At 74.5% G+C, this 26018-nt stretch carries 25 protein-coding genes; 9 read left to right on the plus strand and 16 right to left on the minus strand.

The features are described 5' to 3' along the window. Positions 1 to 99: 99 nt before the first annotated feature. Positions 100 to 1185, minus strand: a complete 1086-nt coding sequence (locus KK617_RS07270; RefSeq protein ID WP_277499127.1) for a glycerate kinase — start codon at positions 1183 to 1185, stop codon at positions 100 to 102. A gap of 34 nt (positions 1186 to 1219) precedes the next feature. Here KK617_RS07270 and nadA point away from each other — a divergent pair, with 34 nt between their 5' ends. After that, complete coding sequence (nadA, locus tag KK617_RS07275; RefSeq protein ID WP_277499128.1) at positions 1220 to 2395, plus strand: quinolinate synthase NadA; 1176 nt, start codon at positions 1220 to 1222, stop codon at positions 2393 to 2395. Positions 2396 to 2412: 17 nt separating this feature from the next. Here nadA and KK617_RS07280 read toward each other — a convergent pair whose 3' ends face one another. From KK617_RS07280 to KK617_RS07300, 5 genes are read right to left on the minus strand one after another with little or no spacing between them, the layout of a single operon-like run. Then, a complete protein-coding gene (locus KK617_RS07280) occupies positions 2413 to 3597 on the minus strand; it encodes a GAF domain-containing sensor histidine kinase (protein ID WP_277499129.1) in 1185 nt (394 codons plus the stop codon). A 51-nt stretch (positions 3598 to 3648) separates the two neighbouring features. Then, entirely contained in the window at positions 3649 to 4224 is a 576-nt protein-coding gene (locus KK617_RS07285; RefSeq protein WP_277499131.1) for a hypothetical protein, read from the minus strand. Position 4225: 1 nt separating this feature from the next. Further along, on the minus strand, positions 4226 to 5149 hold the full coding sequence (gene htpX / locus KK617_RS07290) for a zinc metalloprotease HtpX (RefSeq protein WP_277499133.1): 924 nt from the start codon (positions 5147 to 5149) through the stop codon (positions 4226 to 4228). Between the two features lie 13 nt (positions 5150 to 5162). After that, positions 5163 to 5441, minus strand: coding sequence for a hypothetical protein (locus tag KK617_RS07295; RefSeq protein ID WP_277499134.1), 279 nt, complete (start codon positions 5439 to 5441; stop codon positions 5163 to 5165). Beyond that, positions 5438 to 6229 (minus strand): PspA/IM30 family protein, encoded by a 792-nt coding sequence (locus KK617_RS07300; protein WP_277499135.1) that lies wholly within the window; start codon positions 6227 to 6229, stop codon positions 5438 to 5440. Before KK617_RS07300 ends, KK617_RS07295 begins: the two co-directional genes overlap by 4 nt. A gap of 203 nt (positions 6230 to 6432) precedes the next feature. On the opposite strand from KK617_RS07300, the gene KK617_RS07305 reads away from it, so the two are divergent. Genes KK617_RS07305 through KK617_RS07315 form a run of 3 tightly spaced genes read left to right on the plus strand, consistent with a single transcriptional unit; the run spans position 6433 to position 8106 of the window. Then, complete coding sequence (locus tag KK617_RS07305) at positions 6433 to 7071, plus strand: DUF3043 domain-containing protein (protein ID WP_277499136.1); 639 nt, start codon at positions 6433 to 6435, stop codon at positions 7069 to 7071. A gap of 4 nt (positions 7072 to 7075) precedes the next feature. Then, positions 7076 to 7795, plus strand: a complete 720-nt coding sequence (locus KK617_RS07310) for an AzlC family ABC transporter permease (RefSeq protein WP_277499137.1) — start codon at positions 7076 to 7078, stop codon at positions 7793 to 7795. Next, positions 7792 to 8106: an AzlD domain-containing protein gene (locus KK617_RS07315; RefSeq protein WP_277499140.1), complete on the plus strand. Its 315-nt coding sequence runs from the start codon at positions 7792 to 7794 to the stop codon at positions 8104 to 8106. The genes KK617_RS07310 and KK617_RS07315 overlap by 4 nt, the downstream gene beginning before the upstream one ends. A gap of 24 nt (positions 8107 to 8130) precedes the next feature. Here the strand turns inward: KK617_RS07315 and dapB are convergent, their stop codons facing one another. Then, positions 8131 to 8898 carry a 4-hydroxy-tetrahydrodipicolinate reductase gene (gene dapB, locus KK617_RS07320; RefSeq protein ID WP_277499142.1) on the minus strand — a complete coding sequence of 256 codons (768 nt, stop codon included), beginning with the start codon at positions 8896 to 8898 and terminating at the stop codon, positions 8131 to 8133. Positions 8899 to 9006: 108 nt separating this feature from the next. Here dapB and KK617_RS07325 point away from each other — a divergent pair, with 108 nt between their 5' ends. Further along, entirely contained in the window at positions 9007 to 9537 is a 531-nt protein-coding gene (locus KK617_RS07325; protein ID WP_277499144.1) for a class I SAM-dependent methyltransferase, read from the plus strand. A gap of 31 nt (positions 9538 to 9568) precedes the next feature. Here KK617_RS07325 and KK617_RS07330 read toward each other — a convergent pair whose 3' ends face one another. From KK617_RS07330 to ptsP, 4 genes are all read right to left on the minus strand, one after another. Next, entirely contained in the window at positions 9569 to 10945 is a 1377-nt protein-coding gene (locus KK617_RS07330) for a pitrilysin family protein (protein WP_277499147.1), read from the minus strand. Further along, entirely contained in the window at positions 10942 to 13191 is a 2250-nt protein-coding gene (locus tag KK617_RS07335; protein WP_301801231.1) for a polyribonucleotide nucleotidyltransferase, read from the minus strand. Before KK617_RS07335 ends, KK617_RS07330 begins: the two co-directional genes overlap by 4 nt. Before the next feature lie 400 nt (positions 13192 to 13591). Further along, positions 13592 to 13867 carry a 30S ribosomal protein S15 gene (gene rpsO, locus KK617_RS07340; RefSeq protein ID WP_277499148.1) on the minus strand — a complete coding sequence of 92 codons (276 nt, stop codon included), beginning with the start codon at positions 13865 to 13867 and terminating at the stop codon, positions 13592 to 13594. A gap of 139 nt (positions 13868 to 14006) precedes the next feature. Then, positions 14007 to 15773, minus strand: coding sequence for a phosphoenolpyruvate--protein phosphotransferase (gene ptsP / locus KK617_RS07345; RefSeq protein WP_277499149.1), 1767 nt, complete (start codon positions 15771 to 15773; stop codon positions 14007 to 14009). Positions 15774 to 15797: 24 nt separating this feature from the next. Here ptsP and KK617_RS07350 point away from each other — a divergent pair, with 24 nt between their 5' ends. The 4 genes from KK617_RS07350 to KK617_RS07365 are packed head-to-tail and all read left to right on the plus strand — an operon-like array spanning position 15798 to position 20129. Then, positions 15798 to 16655 carry a DeoR/GlpR family DNA-binding transcription regulator gene (locus KK617_RS07350; RefSeq protein WP_277499150.1) on the plus strand — a complete coding sequence of 286 codons (858 nt, stop codon included), beginning with the start codon at positions 15798 to 15800 and terminating at the stop codon, positions 16653 to 16655. Beyond that, entirely contained in the window at positions 16652 to 17629 is a 978-nt protein-coding gene (locus KK617_RS07355) for a 1-phosphofructokinase family hexose kinase (RefSeq protein ID WP_277499153.1), read from the plus strand. Before KK617_RS07350 ends, KK617_RS07355 begins: the two co-directional genes overlap by 4 nt. Then, positions 17626 to 19836, plus strand: coding sequence for a fructose-specific PTS transporter subunit EIIC (locus KK617_RS07360; protein ID WP_277499156.1), 2211 nt, complete (start codon positions 17626 to 17628; stop codon positions 19834 to 19836). Before KK617_RS07355 ends, KK617_RS07360 begins: the two co-directional genes overlap by 4 nt. A gap of 29 nt (positions 19837 to 19865) precedes the next feature. After that, positions 19866 to 20129, plus strand: a complete 264-nt coding sequence (locus KK617_RS07365; RefSeq protein WP_277499157.1) for an HPr family phosphocarrier protein — start codon at positions 19866 to 19868, stop codon at positions 20127 to 20129. Between the two features lie 77 nt (positions 20130 to 20206). Here KK617_RS07365 and KK617_RS07370 read toward each other — a convergent pair whose 3' ends face one another. From KK617_RS07370 to infB, 5 genes are all read right to left on the minus strand, one after another. Then, positions 20207 to 21151, minus strand: a complete 945-nt coding sequence (locus tag KK617_RS07370; RefSeq protein WP_277499173.1) for a bifunctional riboflavin kinase/FAD synthetase — start codon at positions 21149 to 21151, stop codon at positions 20207 to 20209. 55 nt (positions 21152 to 21206) lie between these two features. Beyond that, positions 21207 to 22229 (minus strand): hypothetical protein, encoded by a 1023-nt coding sequence (locus KK617_RS07375; protein ID WP_277499159.1) that lies wholly within the window; start codon positions 22227 to 22229, stop codon positions 21207 to 21209. 62 nt (positions 22230 to 22291) lie between these two features. Beyond that, a complete protein-coding gene (truB, locus tag KK617_RS07380) occupies positions 22292 to 23221 on the minus strand; it encodes a tRNA pseudouridine(55) synthase TruB (protein ID WP_277499161.1) in 930 nt (309 codons plus the stop codon). After that, complete coding sequence (gene rbfA / locus KK617_RS07385) at positions 23218 to 23745, minus strand: 30S ribosome-binding factor RbfA (RefSeq protein WP_277499162.1); 528 nt, start codon at positions 23743 to 23745, stop codon at positions 23218 to 23220. Before rbfA ends, truB begins: the two co-directional genes overlap by 4 nt. Before the next feature lie 184 nt (positions 23746 to 23929). Then, a partial coding sequence (gene infB, locus KK617_RS07390; protein WP_277499163.1) for a translation initiation factor IF-2 occupies positions 23930 to 26018 on the minus strand: 2089 nt, incomplete at its 5' end.

The following is a 26018-nucleotide window of genomic DNA, read 5'->3' on the forward strand; positions in this document are numbered from 1 at the left end:
GCCTGGACGGACGCGATCCGGACCGCGGCCCGGTTCGCTCCCACGGTGCCCGGCCGCGCCGCCCCGCGCGAGGCGGGGGTGTCAGCGTGGGGCGGGCCGTCAGCGCGACCAGGCCCGGGCCACGCGGGCCGCCGTGCGGGCGAGCGCGTCGTACGGGTCCGAGGTCGCCGCCTCCCGCCCCGCCACGTCGACCACGGCGTAGGCGGTCTCCACCCCCATCGCACGCATCTCCCGGGTCCCCACCAGCACCTCGCCGGCGACGACCACGCACGGCCGGACCGCACGGGTCGCCACCTGGGCGACGCCGTGGGGGGCCTTGCCGGTCCGGCTCGCGGGGTCGAGCCGGCCCTCCCCCGTGACGACGAGGTCCGCCGCGCGGGCCCGGTCCTCGAGACCGACCGCGCCGAGCACCAGCTCGACACCCGGCGCCGCAGCGGCCCCGAGCAGCAGCAGCCCGTACCCGACCCCGCCCCCGGCCCCGGCCCCCGGCTCGAGCGAGGTACGCCGGCCCGCGGCCGCCGCCCACCCCTCGAGCAGACCGTCGACGGCCGGCACCCGCTCCTCGGCGATCCCGCGCTCCACCCCGGCGGCCTTGGCCGTCCCGAACAGGCCGGTGAGCGGGATGGGCACGTCGTGGGCCACGACCAGCTCGACGCCTGCCACGGCCGCGCGGGCGGCCGAGAGGTCCACCTCCCGCACGCCGTCGAGCGCCACCGGCCCGGCGTCGAGCGCGCGGTCGGCCCGGGCCCCCAGCGCGGCGAGCAGCCCGGCCCCGCCGTCCGTCGCCGCGCTGGGACCGACGCCGACCACGACCCGCCGCGCACCCGTGCCGACGGCCGCGGCGACCAGCTGCCCCACGCCGTACGACGACGCCCGCTCCGCCGTCGCCGGGTCGCCGGGCCCCACCGCGCAGGCCTGGGCCGACGCGACGTACGCCGTGTCCCCCGCCCGCAGGACGGTGGCGGGGACGGTGCCGCCGAGCGGGTCGCGGACGGCCACCGCGAGGAGGTGGCCCCCCAGGGCGGCGTGGAGCACCTCGACGAAGCCGGAGCCGCCGTCGGCGACCGGGGCGAGGTCGAGCTCGTCGCCCGGGGCGCGCGAGCGCCAGCCGTCGGCGACGGCGCGGGCCGCCTCACCGGCGGTCAGGGTGCCGGCGAAGGGGCCCGGGGCGATGAGCACACGCACGCGCCCATCCTGCCCGGCGCTTACCATGGAGCCCATGACCACCGTCGAGCTGACCCTGCTCCCCCTGGGTCGCGGCAGCGACCTCGACTCCGAGCGGGGCGTCGACTGCCCCGGCGACCTGCCCCCGGCCTCCGACCCGACGCTGGTCGCGCGCGCCCGGGCGGCCAAGGAGGCGCTCGGCGACCGGGTCTTCGTGCTCGGGCACCACTACCAGCGCGACGAGGTGATCCAGTTCGCCGACGTCACGGGCGACTCGTTCAAGCTGGCCCGCGAGGCGGCGGCGCGCCCCGACGCGCCGTACATCGTGTTCTGCGGCGTGCACTTCATGGCCGAGTCCGCCGACATCCTCACCTCGGACAGCCAGCAGGTCGTGCTGCCCGACCTCGCCGCCGGCTGCTCCATGGCCGACATGGCGCTGCTGCCCCAGGTCGAGGACGCCTGGGACGCGCTCGTGGACGCCGGCGTCGCCGACGACGTCGTGCCCGTGACCTACATGAACTCCTCCGCCGACATCAAGGCGTTCTGCGGGCGCAACGGGGGCGCCGTGTGCACCTCGTCCAACGCCGACGTCGCCCTGGAGTGGGCGTTCGCGCAGCGCCCGGAGGGCCGGGGAAAGGTGCTCTTCCTGCCCGACCAGCACCTCGGCCGCAACACCGCGGTGCTCGAGATGGGTCTCTCGCTCGAGGACTGCGTGGTGTGGAACCCGCACCGCCCGAACGGCGGGCTGACGGTCGAGCAGCTGCGCGACGCCAAGATGATCCTGTGGAAGGGCCACTGCTCGGTGCACGGCCGCTTCTCCCCCGAGGTCGTGGACGAGCTGCGCGCCACCATCCCCGACGTCAAGATCCTGGTGCACCCCGAGTGCCGCCACGAGGTGGTCACCCGCGCCGACCTCGTCGGCTCGACCGAGTTCATCATCCGGACCATCGAGGCGGCCGAGCCCGGCTCGCGCTGGGCGATCGGCACCGAGCTCAACCTCGTCAAGCGGCTCGCCGCGGCGCACCCCGACAAGGAGATCTCGTTCCTCGACCGGACGGTCTGCTACTGCTCCACGATGAACCGCATCGACCTGCCCCACCTGGTGTGGGCGCTCGAGTCGCTCGTCGCGGGCCAGGTGCCGAACGTCATCCGGGTGGACGACGAGACGCAGGAGTGGGCGAAGGTCGCCCTGCAGCGCATGCTCGACCTGCCGGGGCGCACCGCGCGCTGAAGCCCCGGCCCGGGGCCTCAGGAGTCGGGCAGCTCGACCCAGGCCACGGTGCCGCCACCCTCGCGGGGCTCCAGCCCGATGCGTCCGCCGTGGGCCTCCACCACCCGTCGGCACGTGGCGAGGCCGATGCCGGACCCGTCGGCCTGGGTGTCGAGGCGCACGAGCGGCTCGAACACGCGCCCGGCGTCCTCCGGTGCGATCCCCAGCCCCCGGTCGGCGACCTCGATGCGCCAGCCGCCGTCCACGCGCCGCCCGGCGACGTCGATGGCCGCCGGCTCGCTGGGCCGGGTGAACTTGGCCGCGTTGGCCACGAGGTTCTGCAGCACGGCGCGCAGCTGGGTGGCGTCGCCGCACACGGTGGGCAGCTCGCCCACCGTTACGGACGCGCCGGACAGCGCACCGTCCAGGTCGCCCAGGACGGCGGCGACGACCTGGCCCAGGTCGACGTCGTCGCGGCGCAGGGTGCCCCCGACGCGGGCGAACGCCAGGAGGTCCTCGATGAGGGCCTCCATCCGCTTCGTGCCGCGCAGCGCGCGGTCGACCGTGCGGGCGCCGCCCTGCTCCTCCAGCTGCTCCTGCAGCAGGTAGAGCGACATGGCCACGGTCGACAGGGGGTTGCGCAGGTCGTGGCTGACCTGGCCGGCGAAGGCCGCGAGGTGCTCGTTGGAGCGCGCGAGCTCGTCCCGCATCTCCTCGGTACGGCGCAGCGACGCGTCGAGCGCACGGGCCCGCCGGGACAGCTCGAGGGTGTCGACCACGCGGTCGGCGAGCGTCGAGAGCGCCAGGCGCTGGGTCTCGTCGAGCTCGCGCGGCTCGGTGTCGAAGACGCACAGCGTGCCGATGACGACGTCGTCCTGCGTCCGCAGCGGGTGCGCGGCGTAGAACCGGACCGTGTTGATGCGACCGTCGACGAACGGGTTGGCGCTGAAGCGCTCGTCGAGGCGGGCGTCGGGCACCACGACGGGGCTGCCGAGCTCGACCGTGACGGCGCACATGGAGTCCTCACGCCGGCAGATCGAGGCATCGAAGCCGACCGTCGCGATCTGGTGCTGCTGGGTCGAGGTGATGACGTTGACGGTCGCCAGGGGCACGCGGGCCACGAAGGCCGCCATCTCGACGACCGCCTGCACCTCGCGGGGCGGGGGGTCGAGCAACCCGTAGCGGTCGATCGCCTCCTCGAGGTCCTTCGCCTGCTGGCCCATCGGCCCGTCCTCCTCCCACCCCGCGCCTGCGCGGGGCCTCGGTCCAGCGGTTCAGAGCCCGGGTGCGCCCCAGAGCGCGAGCCAGCGCTGCAGGCTCGGCTCCACCGGCAGCTCGGTCGCGAGCTGGTCGCGCACGTTGATCTCCGTCAGGTTGTCACGCGTGTCCGCGCCGGTGGGGGCGAACGGGTAAAAGGTGCCCTGCTTGTAGAGGTACACGAGGCCCAGGCGCGGACCGTCGCCGGGGGCGGCGAAGCCGACGACCGAGCAGAGCAGCGACGGCCCGAACCCCTGCTCCTCCAGCAGCACGTTCACCGCGTGCAGGTCGGTGCACAGGCCCGCGACGTCCGCCGGGTCCCGTCGTACGACGAGCCAGGTGAAGCCGAACTCGTCGACGGTGCGCTCGGCGGCCGGCGTGCGGGGGTCCGCGTCGAGGAGGGCCACGATGTCGGCCTCCGTCGACCGGAAGGCCGCTCCGTCCGCCGACCGGAAGCAGACCGAGCCGACGCCGGTGGGCTCGAGCCCCAGGGCGGTCTGCAGGGTGATGGCCGCGCTCGGCACGCCGAACAGCGCGTCGAGGTCGGCCTGCTTCGGCGCACGGCGCCCCAGGACCGCGTCCCAGAACCCCACGTCACACCCCCGGTCGGCCGAGGTCGGCCTGGATGCGCGCCAGTTGCTCGAGCCGCTGCTCCAGCGACGGGTGCGTGGAGGTGATGGTCGACAGCGACGCCCCGCTGATCGCGGGAGCGATGAAGAACGCGTTCATGGCCCGCGACGTGCGCAGGTCCCGCTGCGGGATCGAGGCCATCTCCCCGGTGATCTTCTGCAGCGCCGACGCCAGCGCCGCCGGCTTGAGCGTCAGGTAGGCGCCCGAGCGGTCGGCGCACAGCTCGCGGTAGCGCGAGAGCAGCCGGGTGAGGAAGAAGCTGATGGCGTAGACCACGAGCGAGATCACCAGCGCGAGGAGCAGGGCCGCGGCGCCCCCGCCCTTGCCGTTGCGGTCCCGGCCGCCGCCCATGAACGCGCCGTACTGCGCGCCCCGGGTGACCATGCCGGCCACGATGCCCGCGGACGAGGCGATGGTCATGACCATGACGTCGCGGTGCGCGACGTGCGACAGCTCGTGGGCGAGCACGCCCTCGAGCTCCTCGGCGTCGAGGCGGCGCAGGATCCCGGTCGTCACGCAGACCACCGCCCGGTCCGGCGAGCGCCCGGTGGCGAACGCGTTGGGGATGTCCATGTCGGCGACCCCCACCCGGGGCTTCGGCATGTCGGCCAGCGCGCAGAGCCGGTCGATCATGCCGTGCAGCTCCGGCGCCTCCTGCGGGGAGACCTCACGGGCGCGCATCGCGCGCATCGCGAGCGTGTCCGAGGACCACCACTGGAAGAACGCGATGGCGAGACCGACGAGGCCCACCACCACCGCGAGACCGGGGCTGCGGACGGCGTACATGATCCCCACCACCAGCGCCACGAACAGGGCGCCGAGGAGGAAGAGCACGAGCGTCATCCGGGCGGTGAGGCCCCGATCGGGGAGGAAACGGGTCCGAGCCATGCGGTGCCCGGCGTCAGCCGGGGATGAGACCGTCGTCGCCGAGCATCGCCCGGACCTCCTCGAGGGAGGCGTCCTCCGGCGGGAGGATCAGGTCGGACTCGTCGAGCGCGTCGGCGGCGTGCGGCACGCCCTCGGCGCGCACGCCGGCGAGCAGCGCGGCCAGCGCGGGGCGGAAGGCCGCCTCGTCGCCGTCCTCGACCGCCTTCTCCACGGCGTCGTCGAGCGCGTTCAGGGACGCGAAGCAGGCGTCGGTGATGTCGAACTGGCCCTCACCCAGGATGCGGACGATCACTGCTGACCGCCCTCCGTGCGCTTGACCGCCTCCGGCTGGAGGATGTCGCCGCTCGCCGGCGCACCCTCGATGGCCTGGGGGGCGGACGGGGCCGAGAGGCCCTTGAGGGCGGCGAGCTCGGCCTCGACGTCGGCACCCGAGCTGAGCGCGTCGAGCTCGCGGGCGATGTCGTCGCCGCGGTTGAGCGACGAGGCGTCCTCGAGGGCACCCGAGGCCAGCAGCTCGTCGATCGCGCCGGCGCGGGCCTGCATCTGGGCCGTCTTGTCCTCGGCGCGCTGGATGGCCAGGCCGACGTCGCCCATCTCCTCGCCGATGCCGGACATCGCCTCGTTGATGCGCGTCTGCGCCTCGGCCGCCGTGTAGGTGGCCTTGATGGTCTCCTTGCGCGTGCGGAAGGACTCGACCTTGGCCTGCAGGCGCTGCTGCGCCAGCACCAGCTTCTCCTCCTCGCCCTGCAGCTGCGCGTGCTGCGTGCGGAGGTCGGCGATCTGCTGGCTCAGGCCCGACTTGCGCGTGAGGGCCTCGCGGGCCAGGTCCTCGCGGCCGACCTGGATCGCCTTCTGCGCCTGGTCGGTGAGCTTCTGGGCCTGCTGCTCGAGCTGGTTCACCTGCAGCTCGACGCGCTTGCGGCTCGTGGCGACGTCGGCGACGCCGCGGCGCACCTTGCTCAGCAGCTCGATCTGGCGCTGGTAGCTGTAGTCCAGGGTCTCCCGCGGGTCCTCGGCCCGGTCGAGGGCGGTGTTGGCCTTCGACCTGAAGATCAGGCTCATGCGCTTCATCAGACTCATCGGGTGGCCTCTCCTCGGGCGGTGCTCGTGCGGCGGTGCGTCCGGTGCTCCCGACCGCGGTCGGGGCCCGCTGCGGCTTCCCGCTCAACACTAGGCGCAAACCTCAAGGCGGGCGAGGGTGGGTGCGGCCCGCGGCGGGCCGGTACCCTGGCACCTCCGCGAGCGTCCCGGCCCCGTGCCGTGCGCTCCCCACCGTCCGTCCTGTGAGGCCAGCGTTGTTCCGTCGTAGCTCCACCCCCGTCGACCCGGGCCCCTCGACCACCGAGGCCCCCGACCCCGCGGGCGAGGTGGACGGACGCCCCTCGAGGAACCCCGCCGCCAAGGGTCGCCCCACGCCGAGCCGGCGCGAGGCCGAGGCGGCGGCGCGGGCCCGCGCGAAGCCCGCCCGCTCCCGCAAGGAGCTGGCGGCCAAGGAGCGCGCCGACCGCAAGGCCCGCCAGGACAAGGTCCGCCAGGCCATGAAGACCGGCGACGAGACCTTCATGCCGAAGCGCGACCGCGGGCCGGTGCGCCGCTTCACCCGCGACTTCGTGGACTCGCGCTTCTCCTTCACCGAGCTGACGCTGCCGGTCATGGTGCTCTCGCTCGTCCTGCAGTACTCGGGCAACGCCGACCTCGTCGCCATGGGCACCCTGGTGCTGACGACGATGCTGCTGCTGGTCGTGCTCGACGTGCTCTACCTGCGCTTCCGCCTGCGCCGCGAGGTGCGCCGCCGCTTCCCCGACGAGCCCTTCAAGGGCCTCACCTTCTACGCGGTAAGCCGCTCGCTGCAGATCAAGCCGTGGCGCCTGCCCAAGCCGCGCGTCAAGATCGGCACCCGCCTCGGCGACGACTACCGCTGACCGGGTGAGCGGCCCGGCCGAGGAGGTCGACGGGCGGCGCGCCCTGGTGCGCCAGGGCCTGGCCATCGGCGTCGCGACCGGCCTCTACGGCACCTCCTTCGGGGCCGTCGCCGTCGCGGGCGGGCTCGACGTCTGGCAGGCCTGCGCACTGTCGCTGCTGGTCTTCTCCGGCGCCTCCCAGTTCGCCTTCGTCGGCGTGCTCGCCGCCGGCGGCTCCCCCTGGTCGGGCGCGGCCACCGGCCTGATGCTCGGGGCGCGCAACATGCTCTACGGCCTCGGCCTGGTGCGTCTGCTCGGCTGGCGGGGACTGCGGCGCGCCGGCGCCGCGCAGCTCGTGATCGACGAGTCCAGCGCCGTGGCGACCGCCACCACCCGCACCGACCACGCCCGCCTCGGCTTCCTCGTCACCGGCGGGTCGGTCTTCGTGCTGTGGAACCTCATGACCCTCGTCGGCGCGCTCGCCGGCACGGCCATCGGCGACCCCCGTACCTACGGTCTCGACGCGGCCGTCGCCGCCGCGTTCCTCGCCCTGCTGTGGCCGCGGCTGGGCGACCGGCCGGCCGTCGTCGTCGCCGTGGTGGCGGCTGCGCTGGCCCTGCTGCTCGTGCCCGCCACGCCGGCCGGCGTACCCGTGCTCGCGTCCGCGTCCGTGGCCCTCCTGGCCGCGCTCCTGCCCCGGCGCTCGCCGCCAGGCCCGGTCCCCGCCGAAGGGAGCGCGTCGTGAGCACCACGTGGGTCGCGCTGCTGGTGCTCGCGGCCGGCAGCTACCTGCTCAAGCTCGCGGGCCTGTCCCTGCCCGCGGAGGTGCTGGAACGGCCCGTCGTACGACGGGTGGCCCTGGCCCTGCCCATCGCCCTGCTGTCCGCCCTGGTGGCGGTGCAGGCCGTCGCGGACGGGTCGCGGCTGGTCGTCGACGCCCGGGTCGCCGGGCTCGCGGTGGCGGTCGTCGCCCTCGCTCTGCGCGCGAACTTCCTCCTCGTCGTGGTGCTGGCCGCGCTCACCGCCGCGGGGCTGCGCGCGGCGGGCGTGGGCTGAGCCCCGCGCGGTCCGCTCCAGCGCTCAGTCGAGGTCGAGGAACGCCTCGAGCCCGACCGTGAGGCCGGGGTGGGCGCCGATCTCGCGGACGCCCACGAGCACGCCGGGCGCGAACGACGCGCGGTCCATCGAGTCGTGGCGGATCGTGAGGGTCTCCCCCGGGCCACCGAGCACGACCTCCTGGTGGGCCACCATCCCGCGGATGCGCAGGGCGTGGACGGGCACGCCGTCCACGACCGCGCCGCGGGCGCCGTCGAGCGCCGTCGACGTCGCGTCCGGCATCGGCGGGCAGCCCGCCTCGCGCCGGGCCGCGGCGACGAGCTCGGCGGTGCGGCGCGCCGTACCCGAGGGGGCGTCGGCCTTCGTCGGGTGGTGCAGCTCCACGACCTCGACCGACTCGTAGAAGCGGGCGGCCTCGGCCGCGAACCGCATCATCAGCACCGCGCCGATGGAGAAGTTGGGGGCGATGAGCACGCCCGTGCCGGGCGAGTCCGCGAGCCACGACCGGAGCCGGTCGAGACGCTCGTCGTCGAACCCGGTGGTGCCGACGACGGCGTGGATGCCGGCCGCGACGCACACCTCGAGGTTGTCCATCACCACGTCGGGGTGGGTGAAGTCCACGACCACCTCGGCGCCCGAGGTGCGCAGCACCGCGACGTCGTCCCCGGCGTCCACCTGCGCCACCAGCTCGAGGTCGTCGGCGGCCTCGACCGCCCGGCAGATCTCCTGGCCGACCTTGCCGCGCGCGCCCAGCACGCCGACCCGGGTCCGCTGCGTCCCGTTCTCGCTCACAGCAGGACAACCTACGCGGGCCGCGGCCGCCGTCGCCCACCCGGTCGAGGGGTCCGCCGGCCGTGGCGGTGCCAGCACCCGCTCGGCGCAGGTGGCAGGCTGTACCGCATGAGGCAGCAGACCATCCCGGCCCGGATCCGTTGGGGAGTCGACGTCATGGACGTCCAGCCCGGCGACCAGCTCCTGGAGGTCGGTTGCGGGCCCGGCGCGGCGGCGGAGCTCGTCTGCTCCCGCCTGGAGACCGGCAAGCTCTTCGCCATCGACCGCTCGGAGTCGGGCGTGGACCGCACGAAGCGGCGCTGCGCGGCATACGTCGACGCGGGCCGGCTGACGGTGCGCCAGATCGACCTCGCGACCCTGCGCGTGCCCGTGAAGCGGCTCCACAAGGCGTTCGCCTTCAACGTCAACCTGTTCTGGGTGCGCGGCGCCGCCGACGAGGTGGCGCTGCTGCACGAGAAGCTGCTGCCCGGCGGCAAGCTGTTCCTCTTCTACGAGGCCACGCGTCCCGAGGGCAAGCAGCGCATCGTCGAGTCGGCGAGCCGGGCCCTCACCGAGGGCGGCTTCCGCGTCTCGGTCGTGCAGAACCCGCAGCAGGGCTCCGTCGGCATCGTCGGGCAGCGGGTCACCGCCCAGATCTGACCGGCCCCGGCCGGCCCCGGGCCGGCCCGCGTCAGGAGGGGCCGACCACCGCGAGCACCTCGGGGCCGCCCAGGACGGTCGCGGCCAGCTCGGCCACCTCGTCCACGGTGACCGCGTCGATGCGCTCGATGACCTCGTCGACGCCGAGCAGCCGCTCCCCCAGCAGCTCGCCCTTGCCCAGGCGGTGCATCCGCGAGGCCGTGTCCTCCATGCCGAGCACGAGCCCGGCCCGCAGCTGGCCGGCGCCCCGGCGTACCTCGTCGGCGTCGAGGCCGCCGCGGGCCACGGCGGCCAGCTCGGCCCGCACCACCTCGAGGGTCGCGTCGAGCTTCGCGGGCAGGCACCCGACCGCGACGCCGACGAGCCCGGCGCCGACGTGCTGCGTGGTGAAGGCGTAGACGGAGTACGCCAGGCCGCGCCGTTCGCGCACCTCCTGGAAGAGGCGCGACGACGTGCCGCCGCCCAGGCCCGTGGTGAGGATGCCCATCGCGAAGCGGCGCTCGTCGCCCCGTGCGAGGCCCGCCGTGCCCAGCACGACGTTGACCTGCTCGAAGCCGCGGGTCGCGCTCGCCCGTCCCGGGCGCACCCGGCGCACGGTGGGGCGCGGCGCCGCGTCGGCGAGCGGCGGGGTCTCGGGGGCCGCCTCGGTGTCGAGGAAGCCACGGCGGCCGAAGGCGCGGGTCACCAGGGCGACCAGCGCGTCGTGGTCGACGTTGCCCGCCGCCGAGACCACCATCCGCGGCGCCCGGTAGTGACGACGGTGGAAGCGACGCACCGCCGCGGGCGACATGGCCTCGATGGAGGCCTCGGTGCCCGCGATCGGGCGGCCGTACGGCGAGTCCCCCCACGCCTGCGCGGCGAAGAGGTTGTGGACGACGTCGTCGGGGTCGTCGTCGTGCATGGCGATCTCGTCGAGGATCACCTCGCGCTCCGCCTCGACGTCCGCGTCGGCGATGAGCGAGGAGGTCAGCATGTCGCCCATGACGTCGAGCACGAGCGGGACGTCGGCGTCGAGCACCCGCGCGTGGAAGCACGTGTACTCCTTCGCGGTGAACGCGTTCACCTCCGCGCCGACCTCGTCGAGCTCGACGGAGATGTCGAGCGCCGAGCGGTCGCGCGTGCCCTTGAACAGCACGTGCTCGAGGAAGTGCGAGCCGCCGTGCAGCGCGGGCACCTCGTGGCGCGAGCCCACGCCGATCCAGACACCGATGCTCGCCGAGCGCACGCCGGCGACGTGCTCGCTCACGACGCGCAGGCCGCTGGGCAGGACGGTACGGCGGACGCCCGCCGGCAGCGGGGTCGGCTCGACGCCGCCCCCCGCGCGGGCCGGGGAGGGGGCCGGGAACGGGGCCGGCCGGCCAGCAGCGGACTGCTGGCCGGCCGGACCGGTGGTGTGCGGGGAGGTCACTCCGCGGAGTCGCCCTCGACCTCGGCGGCCTCGGCGGCCGGCTCGCCGGCCTCCTCGACCACGGGGACGAGCGACAGCTTGCCGCGGTCGTCGATCTCGCCGATCTCGACCTGGATCTTCTGGCCGACGGAGACGACGTCGTCGACGGACTCGACGCGCTTTCCGTCGTTGAGGGCCCGCAGCTTGGTGATGTGCAGCAGGCCGTCCTTGCCCGGCATCAGCGAGACGAACGCACCGAAGTTCGTCGTCTTCACGATGGTGCCGAGGTAGCGCTCGCCGACCTCGGGCATCGTCGGGTTGGCGATGGCGTTGATCGCGGAGCGGGCGGCCTCGGCGGCCGAGCCCTCTTGGGCACCGATGTAGATGGTGCCGTCGTCCTCGATCGAGATCTGGGCGCCCGTGTCGTCCTGGATCTGGTTGATGACCTTGCCCTTGGGGCCGATGACCTCGCCGATCTTGTCGACGGGGATCTTCACCGTGATGATGCGCGGCGCCGTGGCGGACATCTCGCCGGGGACGGAGATGGCCTCGTCCATGACGTCGAGGATCGCCAGGCGCGCGTCGCGGGCCTGGGTCAGCGCGCCGGCCAGCACCTGCGCCGGGATGCCGTCGAGCTTGGTGTCGAGCTGCAGCGCGGTGACGAACTCGCGCGTGCCGGCGACCTTGAAGTCCATGTCGCCGAACGCGTCCTCCGCGCCGAGGATGTCGGTCAGCGCGACGTACTGCGTCTGGCCGTCGACCTCGCCGGAGATGAGACCCATCGCGATGCCCGCGACCGGCGCCTTCAGCGGGACGCCCGCGTGCAGGAGACCGAGCGTGGAGGCGCAGACCGAGCCCATCGAGGTGGAGCCGTTGGAGCCCATGGCCTCGGAGAGCTGACGGATCGCGTAGGGGAACTCCTCGCGCGAGGGCAGCACGGGCAGGAGGGCGCGGCGCGCGAGCGCGCCGTGGCCGACCTCGCGGCGCTTCGGCGAGCCGACGCGACCGGTCTCGCCCGTGGAGAAGGGCGGGAACACGTACTTGTGCATGTAGCGGCGGTGCTTCTCCGGCGACAGCGTGTCGAGCTGCTGCTCCATCTTGAGCATGCCGAGCGTCGTGACGCCGAGGATCTGCGTCTCGCCGCGCTCGAACAGCGCCGAGCCGTGGACGCGCGGGATCACGCCGACCTCGGCGTGCAGCGGGCGGATGTCGGCGAGGCCGCGACCGTCCATGCGCACCTTGTCGCGCAGGACGCGCTCGCGGACGAGCTGCTTGGTCAGCGCGCGGTAGGCGGCGCCGACCTCCTTCTCGCGGCCCTCGAAGTCGGAGCCGATGCGCTCGAGCAGCGCGGCCTTGACCTCGTCGAGCTTCTCCTCGCGCTCCTGCTTGCCGGCGATCGTCAGCGCCGCGGCGGTCTCGCCGCTCACGGCGGCCTCGACGGCGGCGTACACGTCGTCCTCGAAGTCGAGGAAGACCGGGAAGTCGGCGACCGGCTTGGCGGCGGCCTTGGCGAGCTCGGCCTGGGCCTCCACCAGCTGCTTGATGAACGGCTTGGCCGCGTCGAGACCGCCGGCGACGACCTCCTCGGTGGGGGCCTGCACGCCGCCCTGGACCAGGGTCCAGGTCTGCTCGGTGGCCTCGGCCTCGACCATCATGATCGCGACGTCGCCCGAGTCGGTGACGCGACCCGCGACGACCATGTCGAAGACGGCGTCCTCGAGCTGGCTGTGGGTCGGGAACGCCACCCACTGACCCTCGATGAGCGCCACTCGGACGCCACCGATGGGGCCGGAGAACGGCAGGCCGGAGAGCTGCGTCGACATGGACGCGGCGTTGATCGCCAGCACGTCGTACGGGGTGTCGGGGTTGAGCGACATCACGGTGATGACGACCTGGACCTCGTTGCGCAGGCCCTTCTTGAAGGTCGGGCGCAGCGGGCGGTCGATGAGGCGGCAGGCGAGGATCGCGTCCTCGCCCGGGCGGCCCTCGCTGCGGAAGAACGAGCCGGGGATCTGGCCCGCGGCGTACATCCGCTCCTCGACGTCGATCGTCAGGGGGAAGAAGTCGAAGTGGTCCTTGGGGTGCTTGCCCGCCGTCGTGGCGGACAGCAGCATCGTGTCGTCGTCGAGGTACGCCGTCACGGAGCCGGCGGCCTGCCGGGCGAGCAGCCCGGTCTCGAACTTGACGGTGCGGGTGCCGAAGCGTCCGTTGTCGAGGACGGTCTCGACGGCGGAGATGACGGGCCCGGTGGGGGTGGACTCGGTCAAGGAGATCCCTGTTCTGTGTGCGGAGCGAACCGCGGCGTGCTCGCCTGTCGCGATGCACGGGGGCCGTCCACGCGCGGGTGGGGCCTCGTCGAGGTCCCGCGGCTTGCGTGCCGGTCTTCGATCGAGGCCCGCGGAGCCGGCCGGTCGACGTGCGACGCGGGGATCCGAGGGCCACTACCGAGGACCGGGCCGGACGGTGCGGGTCGCTCCTGGTGGATGGTTCCGGTGTTCTGTTGTCCTGCGGTCCTACGGGGTGGTGCCTACGGGGTGGTGCCGGTGGTGCGGGGCGCGCCGTCGGGCGGCGCGCACGGCTCCGACGATAGCGGCTCGGCGCCGCTGGACGAAGGAGGCCGGATGCAGCAGGAGCGGCCGCCCGGGTGGGCGACCGCTCCTGGCGCGATCAACGACGGAGGCCGAGGCGCTCGATGATCGAGCGGTACCGGTTGATGTCCGTCTTGCTGAGGTAGTTGAGCAGGCGGCGGCGCTGGCCGACCAGCAGCAGCAGGCCACGACGGCTGTGGTGGTCGTGCTTGTGCTGCTTCAGGTGCTCCGTGAGGTGCGCGATGCGGTGGCTCAGCAGCGCGACCTGCACCTCCGGCGAGCCGGTGTCGCCCGGCGTCGTGCCGTACTCGGCGATGATCCTCTTCTTGGTCTCCGCGTCGGTTCCGATCGACATGCGGGCTCCTCTCGACTCGTTGCGCGGCGCGCCGGGGCCTGTTCTCCCGGGCACTGGGTTCCGCGGCCGTCCTGACGGCAACCGGAGAAACGTACCAGCGGCGCCGCGACGCCCCCAAAACAGCGCGGTACGGCGGGGCTCAGGCCTCCGGCTGCCCGCCCTCGGCCGCGGCGAGCACCGCCCGGGCGGCGGCGCGGGCCGCCGTCGGGTCGGACGCGGCGAGCACGGCCTCGGCGACCTGGTGGCACTCGTCGGCCGTGACGCGGGCGAGCATGGCGCCGACGGCGCGGACCGCGCTCGGCGCCATCGACAGCGACGTGATGCCCATGCCGACGAGCGCGCAGGCGAGCAGCGGGTCGGCGGCGGCCTCGCCGCAGACGCCGACGGGCTTGCCGGCCTGCTGGCCCGCCGCCGCCGTGATGGCGACGAGGTGGAGCACCGCGGGCTGCCACGGGTCCGTGAGGTGGGCCAGGTCGCTGGCGAGCCGGTCGGCGGCCATCGTGTACTGCGTCAGGTCGTTGGTGCCGATCGACAGGAAGTCGACGACCTCGAGCACCCGGTGGGCGAGCACCGCGACGGCCGGCACCTCGACCATCGCCCCCGCCCTCAGGCCCCGGGCGTGCACCTGCTCGGCGAAGGCCGCGGCCTCGTCGCGCGTGGCGACCATGGGCGCCATGACCCACGCCTCGGTGCCGGTGCGCCGCGCGGCCTCCGCCACCGCGTCGAGCTGGTGGGCCAGCAGCGCGGGGTTGTCGGCGGCGAGCCGCAGGCCGCGCACGCCCAGGGCGGGGTTCTCCTCCCCCTCGTGGGTCGCGAAGGCGATCGGCTTGTCGGAACCGGCGTCGAGGGTGCGCACGACGACGTGCTGGCCCCGGCCGGCGTACGGCGCGAGCACCTCGGCGTAGATGTCCGCCTGCTCCGCCACCGTCGGCTCGGTCGGGCGGTCGAGGAAGGACAGCTCGGTGCGGAACAGGCCGACGCCCTCGACCGGCTCGCTCGCCGCCGCCTGCGCGGAGGCGGGGTCGGCGACGTTGGCGAGCAGCTTGACCCGCACGCCGTCGCGGGTGGCGGCCGGGCCGGTCCACGCCGCGGTGGCGGCGCGCAGCTCGGTGTCGGCCCGGACGCGGGACCCCGCCTCCTCGGCGTCGGGCGCGAGCTCGACCGTGCCGGCGGAACCGTCCACGAGCACGGGCTCGCCGTCGGGCAGCTCGAGGGCCCCCGCGACGCCGACCACGCAGGGGATCCCGAGCTGGCGGGCGATGATCGCGGTGTGGCTGGTCGCGCCGCCGCGCTCGGTCACCAGGCCGACCACGACGGCCGGGTCGAGGCCGGCGGTGTCCGAGGGCGCCAGGTCGGCGGCGACGAGCACGACCGGCGTGGTCGGGAGCACGACGCCCGGCTCCGGGGCGCCGGCCAGGCGGGCGACGAGGCGGCGCTCGATGTCGCGCAGGTCGGTGACGCGCTCGGCCATCAGGCCGCCCTGCTGCTCGAACAGCGCGACGAAGGTGTCGACCGCCGACTCGACGGCGCCGAGCAGGTCGGCCCCGCCCCGCAGCTGCTTGCGCACGCCCGAGCGCAGCCCGCGGTCGCGGGCGAGACCGGCGCTCGCGGTGAGCACCTGGGCGGCCGCGCCCTCGACCCGCGCGGCGCGGGCGACGTACCCGTCCGCGACGGCTGCGGCAGCCGCGTCGTACGCCGCGAGCGCGGGCTCCTCCTCGGTCGGCGCCGAGGCGCGCAGGGCCGCGACGGCCGCGGGGTCGACCTCCGTCGCCACCCGGAGCACGGGGGCGTGCGCGACGCCGGGCACGACGGGCGTCCCGCGGCGCGTCCGGACGGGGGCGGCGGGAGCGGCGGGAGCGGCGGGGCCGGTGGCGGCAGCGGAGCCGGCGGAGTCAGCGGTGACCATGCCCCGAGTTTGCGCCCCGACCCCTTGACAGTCAACATGAACGGGCATAGAACAACACGAACACAGATCGTCCGGATCAGCGCCGGCGCGACCGGGCGGCCCAGGGAGGCGGAGATGTACGCCGAGGAACGACAGAACGCGATCGCCCAACGGGTGGCGGCCGAGGGCCGCATGTCCGTGACGGCGCTCGCCGCGGAGTTCGCGGTGACGACGGAGACGGTGCGCCGCGACCTGTCCGGCCTCGAGCGCCGGGGCCTCGTGCGCCGGGTGCACGGCGGCGTCGTGCCCGCCGACGCCCTCCACGTCATCGAGGCCGGTGTGGCGGACCGCAGCCGCACCCGCACGGCCGAGAAGGAGCGCATCGCGCGCCTCGCGGTCCGCTACCTGCCGAGCCCGGGGAGCACGGTGCTGCTCGACGCGGGCACCACCACCGCGGCCCTGGCGGCCGCGCTCCCGCCGGCCCACCGCCTCGTGGTGGTCACCCACTCGGTGCCGATCGCGGCCCGCCTCGCGGGCCTGCCCCAGCTGGACCTGCACCTGCTGCCCGGTCGGGTGCGCCCGCAGACGCTGGCCGCCGTGGGCCCCGAGACCGTCGTCCACCTCGAGCGGCTCCGCGTCGACGTCGCCTTCGTCGGCGCGAACGGCATCTCGACCGCGCACGGCCTGTCCACCCCCGACGCGGAGGAGGCCGCGGTGAAGCGCTCGCTCGTCGCCGCCGCCCGCTCCGTCGTCGCCCTCGCCGACGGCACGAAGGTCGGCGAGGAGCACACCCGGAAGTTCGCCGAGCTCGACGAGGTCGACGCCCTGGTCACGACCACGGACGCCGACCCCGGCGAGCTCGCCGCCCTGCGCGCCACCGGCCTGGAGGTCGACCTCGCATGATCCTCACCCTCACCCCGAACCCGAGCGTCGACCAGACCGTCGCGCTCACCGAGCGGCTGGCCCGCGGTGCCGTGCACCGGGTCGCCACCACGACGTCCCAGCCCGGCGGCAAGGGCGTCAACATCTCCCGCGCGGCCGTCGCCGCCGGCGAGCCCTCGATCGCCGTGCTCCCCGCGCTGCGGGAGGACCCCTTCGTCCTCGAGCTGCTCGCCGGCGGGGTCGACTGCCGCCCCGTGCACCCGAGCGGCCCCGTGCGCGTCAACGTCACGCTCGCCGAGCCCGACGGCACGACGACCAAGCTGAACAGCCCGGGGGCCGAGGTCGACGCCCGGGTCCTGGACGAGCTGACCGACGTGCTGCTGCACCACGCCGGCCAGGCCGACTGGACCGTGCTCGCCGGGTCCCTGCCCCCCGGTGCGCCGCCCGAGTGGTACGCCGCCCTCACCGCCCGGCTGCGCTCGCGCGGCACGCGCGTGGCGGTGGACACGAGCGACGCCCCGCTCAAGGCCCTCGTGGCCGCGCTCCCCGGCTCGGCCCCCGAGCTGATGAAGCCCAACGCCGAGGAGCTGGCCTCCTTCACCGGCGCCGACGCCGACGTCCTCGAGGCCGACCCGGCCGCGACCGCCGCGGCGGCGCACCAGCTCCTCGAGCAGGGCGTGGGCACGGTGCTCGCCACCCTCGGCGGCAACGGCGCCGTCCTGCTGCACCGCGACGCGACCGGCGCCGTCGGCGCCTGGCACGCCACCCCGCCCCCCACCACCGTGGTCAGCACGGTGGGCGCGGGCGACTCCAGCCTCTTCGGCTACCTCCTCGGCTGCCGGCGGGGCCTCCCCGCCGAGCAGCGCCTCGCTCTCGGCGTCGCCTACGGCAGCGCCGCCGCCGGGCTCCCCGGCACCACCATTCCGCTCCCCGACCAGGTCCGTCCCGAGCTGGTCGCCGTCTCCCCCGTCCCGTTCACCCGAGGTGACTCATGACCCACGACACCAGCCCCGCGCTGATCACCCCCGACCTGGTCCGGCTCGACGCCGACCTCGGGCCGGAGAAGGACGACGCGATCCGCGCCCTCGTCGCCGTGCTGGCCGAGGCCGGCCGCACCGACGCCCCCGAGACGGTGCTCGCCGACGTGCGCGACCGCGAGGAGAAGTCGGCCACCGGACTGGCCGGCGGCATCGCGATCCCCCACTGCCGCACCGCGGGCGTCGCCCACCCGACGCTGACCTTCGCGCGGCTCGCGCCGCGCGTGGACTTCGGCGCCAAGGACGGCGGGGCCGACCTCGCGTTCCTCATCACCGCCCCCGACGGCGGCGGCGCGCTGCACATGAAGATCCTGCAGCAGCTCGCCCGCGCGCTCGCCAAGCCCGCGTTCACCCAGGCGCTGCGCGCGGCGACCACCCCCGAGGAGGTCGTGACGATCGTCGAGGAGGTCGTCTCGCTGCCCGCCGCCACCCCGGCCGGTACGACGGCACCCGCCGCCGCGACGGGAGCCACCGCCGCGAGCGCCGCCACGACCCCCGCCGGCGGCGCCGCGACGGACCCGGGCCGCCACGTCGGCAACCCCCCGTCGCTCGTGGCGGTCACCGCCTGCCCGACCGGCATCGCCCACACCTACATGGCGGCCGAGGCCCTCGAGGCCGCGGCCCGCCGCGCCGGGGTCACGCTCCACGTGGAGACCCAGGGCTCGGCCGGGTCGACGCCGCTCGACCCGTCCGTCATCGCCGCGGCGGACGCCGCGATCTTCGCCGTCGACGTGGGGGTGCGCGACCGCGGTCGCTTCGCCGGCAAGCCGCTCGTCCGTTCCTCGGTCAAGCGCCCCATCGACGACGCGGACGCGATGATCGTCGAGGCCCTCGCGGCCGCCAGCGACCCGAACGCCGCCCGCGTGGACGGCGACGGCCCGGGCGCGTCGCCCGGCGAGCGGGGCAGCGAGAACGAGTCGTGGGGCGGCCGCACGCGGCGCGTGCTCATGACCGGCGTCTCCTACATGATCCCGTTCGTCGCGGCGGGCGGCCTGCTCATCGCGCTCGGCTTCCTGCTCGGCGGCTACGACATCACGGACGCGTACGGCGACATCGCCGTCGACCACTCCCTGGCGGACCTGCCCGACCCCGCGGCGTACGGGCTCGACCACGTGCTGCTCGGCTCCGGCCTCGCGGCGTACCTCGGCGCGCTGCTCTTCATCATCGGCAAGACGGCGTTCATGTTCTTCATCCCGGCGCTGGCCGGCTACATCGCCTACGCGATCGCCGACCGCCCGGGCATCGCCCCCGGCTTCATCGTCGGCGGTCTCGCCATGAACATCTTCAACGTCACCGACAGCGGCGACCCGGCCACCGGGCTCCCGGCCACCGGCTTCCTCGGCGCCATCGTCGGCGGCGTCCTCGCCGGCGTGATCGCCCACTGGATCGCCGGCTGGAAGGTGCCGAGCTGGATGCGCGGCCTCATGCCGGTGCTCATCATCCCGCTGGTCACCTCGGTGGTCGCGGGCCTGGTGATGATCCTCGTGCTCGGCAAGCCCATCAACTGGGTGATGACGAACCTGACCGACGGCCTCAACTCCCTGTCGGGCTCCAACGCGATCCTGCTCGGCGTCATCCTCGGCCTGATGATGGCGTTCGACATGGGCGGCCCGCTCAACAAGGTGGCCTACAGCTTCGCCGCCGTCGGCGTGGGTGGCGCGAGCCTCGCGAGCGACGCCCCCGAGCTGAAGATCATGGCCGCCGTGATGCTCGCCGGCATGGTGCCGCCGATCGCGCTCGCGCTGGCCACCGTGCTCCGCCCGCGGTTGTTCACCGAGAACGAGCGCGAGAACGGCAAGGCCGGCTGGCTCATGGGCGCCTCGTTCATCACCGAGGGCGCGATCCCGTTCGCCGCGGCCGACCCGCTGCGCGTCATCCCCGCCATCATGTTCGGCAGCGCCGTCACCGGCGGCCTGTCGCAGGCCCTCGACGTCTCGGTCCGGGCCCCGCACGGCGGCATCTTCGTGCTCTTCGCCGTCGGCAACGTCGTGGGCTTCCTGATCTCGCTCGCCGTCGGCGTCGTCGCCGCCGCCCTCGCGGTCGTGGCGCTCAAGACCTGGACCCGTCCGGCGCTCCCCGACGCCGAGACGGGGGTGACGACCGGCGCCACGGGCACCGGGAGCACCGGGGCCGCCGCCGGCGACCGCTCCCCCGTCACCGCCTGACCCCGCCCACCCACCGAGAGGACCCGCTCATGCCCACCACGACCGCCGTCGTCGGCTCCGCCGTCGGCCTCCACGCCCGCCCCGCGGGCATCATCGCCGAGGCCGCCGAGGAGCTCGACGCCGACGTGACCATCGCGCTGCCGGGCGACGAGCCCGTCGACGCGGCCTCCGCGCTGATGATCATGACCCTGGGCGCCGGCCACGGCGACACCGTCGAGGTCACCGGCGACGACGAGGCGGCCGTCGCCGCGATCGTCGCGCTGGTCGAGAAGGACCTCGACGCCGAGGACTGAGCGACGCCCGCCCGCTGGTACGACGACGGCCCGCCCCCTCGAGGGGGCGGGCCGTCGTCGTACCGTCAGGGGCTCGCTCAGCCCGGGGGCGCGAGGAGCGCGCGGGCGCGGTCCACGTCGTCGGCCATCTGCACGAGGAGGGGCTCGACACCGTCGAAGCGCGTCATGCCGCGCAGGCGGGCGACGAACGAGACCTCCACCTCCACGCCGTACAGCTCGAGGTCGGCGCGGTCGAGGACGTAGGACTCCACCCGCCGCTCGCGCTCCCCGTCGAAGGTGGGGTTCGTGCCGACCGAGATGGCGGCGGGGTGGGTCTCGCCGGTGTCGGTGCGGCGCAGCCACCCGGCGTACACACCGTCGGCGGGGGCCGCCGCGAGGCCGGTGGTGGGCACGTTGGCCGTGGGGTAGCCCAGCTCGCGGCCCCGCTGGTCGCCCTGGACGACGACCCCGCGGACCGTGAACGGGCGACCGAGCGCCTCCGCGGCGCCCTCGACGTCCCCGGCGGCCAGGCAGTTGCGCACGTAGGTCGACGACCACACCTGGGGCCCGCCGTCCAGCGCGATGCCCTCCGCGACGAAGTCCCGCGAGCGGCCCGCCTCCTGCAGCGTGGCGACGTCGCCCGCCGCCCGGTTGCCGAAGCGGAAGTTGGCGCCGACCACGACGCCCCGCACGTGCAGGGCCTGGACGAGGATCCGGTCGACGAACTCCTCCGGGGTCCACGCGGCCACGCCGCGGTCGAACGGCACGACGAGCACGTCGTCGATGCCCGCCTCGCTCAGCAGGGCCACCCGCGCGTCGATGGTGCTCAACGTCGGCGGGGCGTGCTCGGGGCGCAGCACGGCGATGGGGTGGGGGTCGAACGTGACGGCGACGACCCGGGCCACGCCGAGCTCGTCGGCGAGCTCCCGCGCCCGGCGCACGACGTGCTGGTGACCGAGGTGGACCCCGTCGAAGTTGCCGATGACCGCCACCGTGCGACCGAGGTCGTCGGGGACGTCGGCCAGCGCACGCCAGACCTGCACCACCGCAGCAGACTCCTCTCCACCCGCGTCGTCGCGACGCTCGCCAGTGCTGACGTCAGCCTCGCACAGCGCCGGGCGCGTCCGCGCGTCGGTCCAGCAGCTCCCGGTAGACCGCGCGGACCCCGATGGCGCGCTCCAGCTCGCCCAGCACCCCGGTGAAGAACTGGCCCCGGAACGTGTCGTCGGTGACGGCGACGACCGTGAAGTAGAGCCCCGAGAACGCGGACAGGAAGACGGAGACCGCCAGCAGCTCGGCGGTCAGTCCGGGCAGGCCCGGCACCGAGCTCACCGCGCCACCGGTCCACGCCTCCGCGACCTCCGGGCGCATCGTCAGCGCGCCGAACAGCACGAAGAAGCAGAACATCGAGGCGACCACGACGAGCACCTGGACCCCCTGCACGACGATGAGCACGAGCAGCAGGTTCCACCGCTCGAAGCGGTTCAGCACGACGTTGCGGGTCGGGTCGGCGGTCTCGTCCGCGACGAGGCGGGCCGCGTCTCCCTCCAGCGGGGTGCCGTGGCAGGCGGAGAGCAGGAGCGCGTCGTCCACGTTGTCGTCGACGCGGTCGACCTCCTCCGGCAGGCGGACGAGGAGGAACACCACCGCCATGGCCCCGAACAGGAGCACCGTGAGCCACAGGAAGCCGGCCGGCAGGCTCGCCGACATCTGCCAGACCTCGGCGTTGATGAACAGGAACGTGACGAACACGAGCAGGAGCGGCAGGGCCCGGGTGACGGTGGGCAGCAGCTGGCGCAGGCTGCCGAACGTGCGCCCCACCGCCCACGCCACGATCGGGCGGGCCCCCAGGGCCAGGACCGCGTAGCCGACCGCCGCCAGCCCGGCGCCCGTCAGCAGCGTGGCCGGGGCGAGCGCGACGTCGGAGCCGGCCCAGGCCAGGGCGACACCCACCAGGACGGTCGCGAGCACGACGAGGACGAGACCGGGGACGACGCGGACCGGTCGCAGCGCCGCGCGGGCCCGCGTCTGCCCGGACAGGACGAAGTACGGCAGGCCGTGCGCCGCGAACCACCGCTCGGTGGCCTCGAGGCGGGCGGCCTCGTCGGGGAGGGAGTGCATCCGCACAGCCTGCCACCCCCATGGCCCGCGACGGCGGGCCGCCTCGGCTCCCGGGACGGGACTCAGACGAAGACGGCGACCGGCTTCAGCCGCTCGCCCGCGGCGCGGTAGAGCGCGAGGAAGTCCCCGTCGGGGCCCAGCACGGCGAGCGGCGGGGCGGCGGCGCCCTCCTCTGCGAGGTCCACCGCGGCGTGGCCGGGCAGCGCGGCCGGCCGGTCCAGCGAGCGCCCCACCCGCACGTCGCGCTCGCCGTCGGCGTCGACCTCGAGCACCGGGAACACCCGGCGGGCGACCTCGGCCAGCGGCACGGGCGCGAACGCGTCGTCGAGCTGCTCGAGCGTGCGCGCCGCGGACAGGTCGAACGGCCCGACCGCGGTGCGGCGCAGCGCCGTCAGGTGCCCGCCCGTGCCGAGCAGGGCGCCCAGGTCGCGTGCGATCGCGCGCACGTAGGTGCCGCTGGAGCAGCGCAGCTCGACGTCGACGTCGAGGACGGGCGTGCCGTCGACCTCGGCGGGCCGGACGGCGTCGACCACCAGCTCGTGGACGGTGACCCGGCGCGACGCGAGCACGACGTCCTCGCCGTCGCGCACGCGCTGGTAGGCCCGCTTGCCGTCGACCTTGATCGCCGAGACCGCGGTGGGCACCTGGTCGATCTCGCCGACGAAGCCGGCGAGGGCGGTGCGCACGTCGGCCTCCGTGACGTGACCGGCCGGGCGTACGGCGAGCACCTCGCCCTCGGCGTCGTCCGTCGAGGTCGCGACGCCGAGCCGCACGGTCGCGGCGTACCCCTTCTCGGTGAGCATGAGGTGGCCCAGCAGTCGGGTCGCCCGCCCGACGCCCAGCACGAGGACGCCGGTCGCCATCGGGTCGAGGGTGCCCGCGTGGCCCACCTTGCGGGTGCCGGCGAGCCGGCGCACGCGACCGACGACGCCGTGGGAGGTGATGCCCCCGGGCTTGTCCACCACGACGATGCCCGTGGGGGCCTCGCTCATCGCGGCGACGCGTCCTCGGCCGGACCGTCGGTGTCGTCGAGGTCGTCGAGGTCGTCGTGCTCGTCGAGGTCGTCCGTGTCGTCCTCGTCGTCCTCGTCGAGGTCGTCGTCCTCGCGGGGCTTGCGGTACGGGTCCGGCTCCCCGGCGTACTGCTCGACGCGCGAGGCCGCGACGGCCTCGTCGAGCGCCTTCGCCTTCGCCAGCACCTCGTCGAGGTGGCGCGCGGTCTCGGGCAGCGCGTCGGGCACGAACTCGAGCGTCGGGACGTGGCGCGTGCCGAGCTGCTTGCCGACCTCGGAGCGGATCATGCCGCGGGCCGAGTCCAGCGCCGCCGCCGTGCCGGCGAGCGAGTCCTGCTCGCCGAGCACGGTGTAGAAGATCGTGGCGTGCTGCGTGTCACCGGAGACCCGCACGTCGGTCACGGTCACGAAGCCCAGCCGGGGGTCCTTGAGGCGGCGCTCCAGCATCTGGGCCACGACGACCTGGATGCGGTCCGCGATGCGGCGGGCACGGGGGTTGCTCATGTCGTTCTTCCTGTCGTGACGAACCGGCCGTGGGGCGGGGGGCCGGGGGGCCCCGCCCCCGCCGCGCGGGGGGGGGGTGAGACCCCCGGGGGGTAGCGCCCCATCTTGTCCTACCTCGGGCCTTTAGCACCCCGCCGGGGGCGGGGCGCCGCGGCGCCCGGCCGACGGCCGGTCGGGACGGTTCTCAGCCGCGCGGGATCTCGCGCAGCTCGAAGGCCTCGACGATGTCGCCCTCCTTGATGTCCTGGAAGTTGCGCAGCACGAGGCCGCACTCGAAGCCCTCCCGGACCTCCGACGCGTCGTCCTTCTCCCGCTTGAGCGAGGAGAGGTCGAGGTTGTCCGCGACGACCTTGCTGTCGCGGAGCACCCGGACCTTGGCGTTGCGCCGGATCGTGCCGCTGGCGACCATGCAACCGGCGATGTTGCCGATCTTGGAGCTGCGGAAGATCGCACGGATCTCCGCCTGGCCCAGGACCTGCTCCTCGTACTCCGGCTTGAGCATGCCCTTGAGGGCCGCCTCGATCTCCTCGATGGCCTGGTAGATCACCGAGTAGTACCGGATCTCCACGCCCTCCTTGTCGGCCATCTCGGTCGCCTTGCCCTGCGGGCGGACGTTGAAGCCGATGATGATCGCGTCGGAGGCGGCCGCCAGGTCGACGTTGGTCTCGGTGATCGCACCGACACCGCGGTCGATGACGCGCAGGCTGACGTCGTCGCCGACGTCGATCTTCGACAGCGCGTCCTCGAGCGCCTCGACCGAGCCGGACACGTCGCCCTTGAGGATCAGGTTGAGCTCCTGGTCCTTGCCCTTCTCCATCGAGGCCATGAAGTCCTCGAGGGTGCGGCGGACCCGGCGCTTCGCCTGCAGGGCGGCACGCTCGCGCGCCTCCCGCTTCTCGGCGATCTGACGGGCCATGCGGTCGTCGTCCACCACGATGAAGTTCTGGCCCGCACCCGGCACCGCCGAGAGGCCCAGGACCATCGCCGGACGCGCCGGGTCGACCTCGGTGAGCTCGTTGCCGTGCTCGTCGAGCATGGCGCGGACGCGACCGTAGGCGGGACCGGCGACGAGCGAGTCGCCGACGCGCAGCGTTCCGCGCTGCACCAGCACCGTGGCGACCGGGCCGCGACCGCGGTCCAGGTGCGCCTCGACCACGAGGCCCTGCGCGTCCTGCGTCGGGTTGGCCCGCAGGTCGAGCGAGGCGTCCGCCGTCAGGACGACCGCCTCGAGGAGGCCCTCGAGGTTGAGCCCGGCCTTGGCCGAGACGTCGACGAACATCGCGTCGCCGCCGTACTCCTCGGGCACCAGGCCGTACTCGGTCAGCTGGCCGCGGACCTTCGTCGGGTCGGCGTCCGGCTTGTCGATCTTGTTGACCGCGACCACGATCGGCACGCCGGCGGCCTTGGCGTGGTTGAGCGCCTCCACCGTCTGCGGCATGACGCCGTCGTCGGCCGCGACCACGAGGATCGCGATGTCGGTCGCCTGGGCACCACGGGCACGCATGGCGGTGAACGCCTCGTGGCCCGGGGTGTCGATGAAGGTGATGCGGCGCTCGGTGCCGTCCACCTCCGTGCGGACCTGGTAGGCGCCGATGTGCTGCGTGATGCCACCGGCCTCCTTGTCGACCACGTTGGCGTTGCGCAGCGCGTCGAGGAGCTTCGTCTTCCCGTGGTCGACGTGACCCATGACGGTCACGACCGGCGGACGGATGACGAGGTCGGACTCGTCGCCCTCGTCGGAACCGAACTCCAGGTCGAACGACTCGAGCAGCTCGCGGTCCTCGTCCTCCGGGGACACGACCTGCACCGTGTAGTTCAGCTCGTCGCCGAGCAGCTCCAGCGTCTCGTCGTTGACCGACTCGGTCGCCGTGACCATCTCGCCCAGGTGGAACAGCATCTGCACGAGCTGGGCCGCGTCGACGCCGATCTTCTCGGCGAAGTCGGTCAGGGAGGCGCCGCGGGAGAGACGGATCGTCTCGCCGCCGCCCTTGCGCACGCCCTTGACGCCCAGCGTCGGGGCCTGCATGGCCTCGAACTCCTGGCGACGAGCGCGCTTGCTCTTGCGACCACGACGCGACGGGCCGCCGGGGCGACCGAAGGCGCCCTGCGTGCCGCCACGCTGACCGGGACGACCGCCACCGGGGCGACCGGCGGCAGGACCGCCGCCGAAGCCACCGGGGCCACGCCCGGGAGCGCCGCCGCCACCAGCGCCGGGACGGGCGCCAGGGCCACCGCGACCGGGAGCACCGCCGGGACGGGCGCCGGGCCCGCCG

This window comes from Nocardioides sp. ChNu-99, from assembly GCF_029493445.1.
In the GTDB taxonomy this organism is placed as follows: Bacteria; Actinomycetota; Actinomycetes; order Propionibacteriales; family Nocardioidaceae; genus Nocardioides.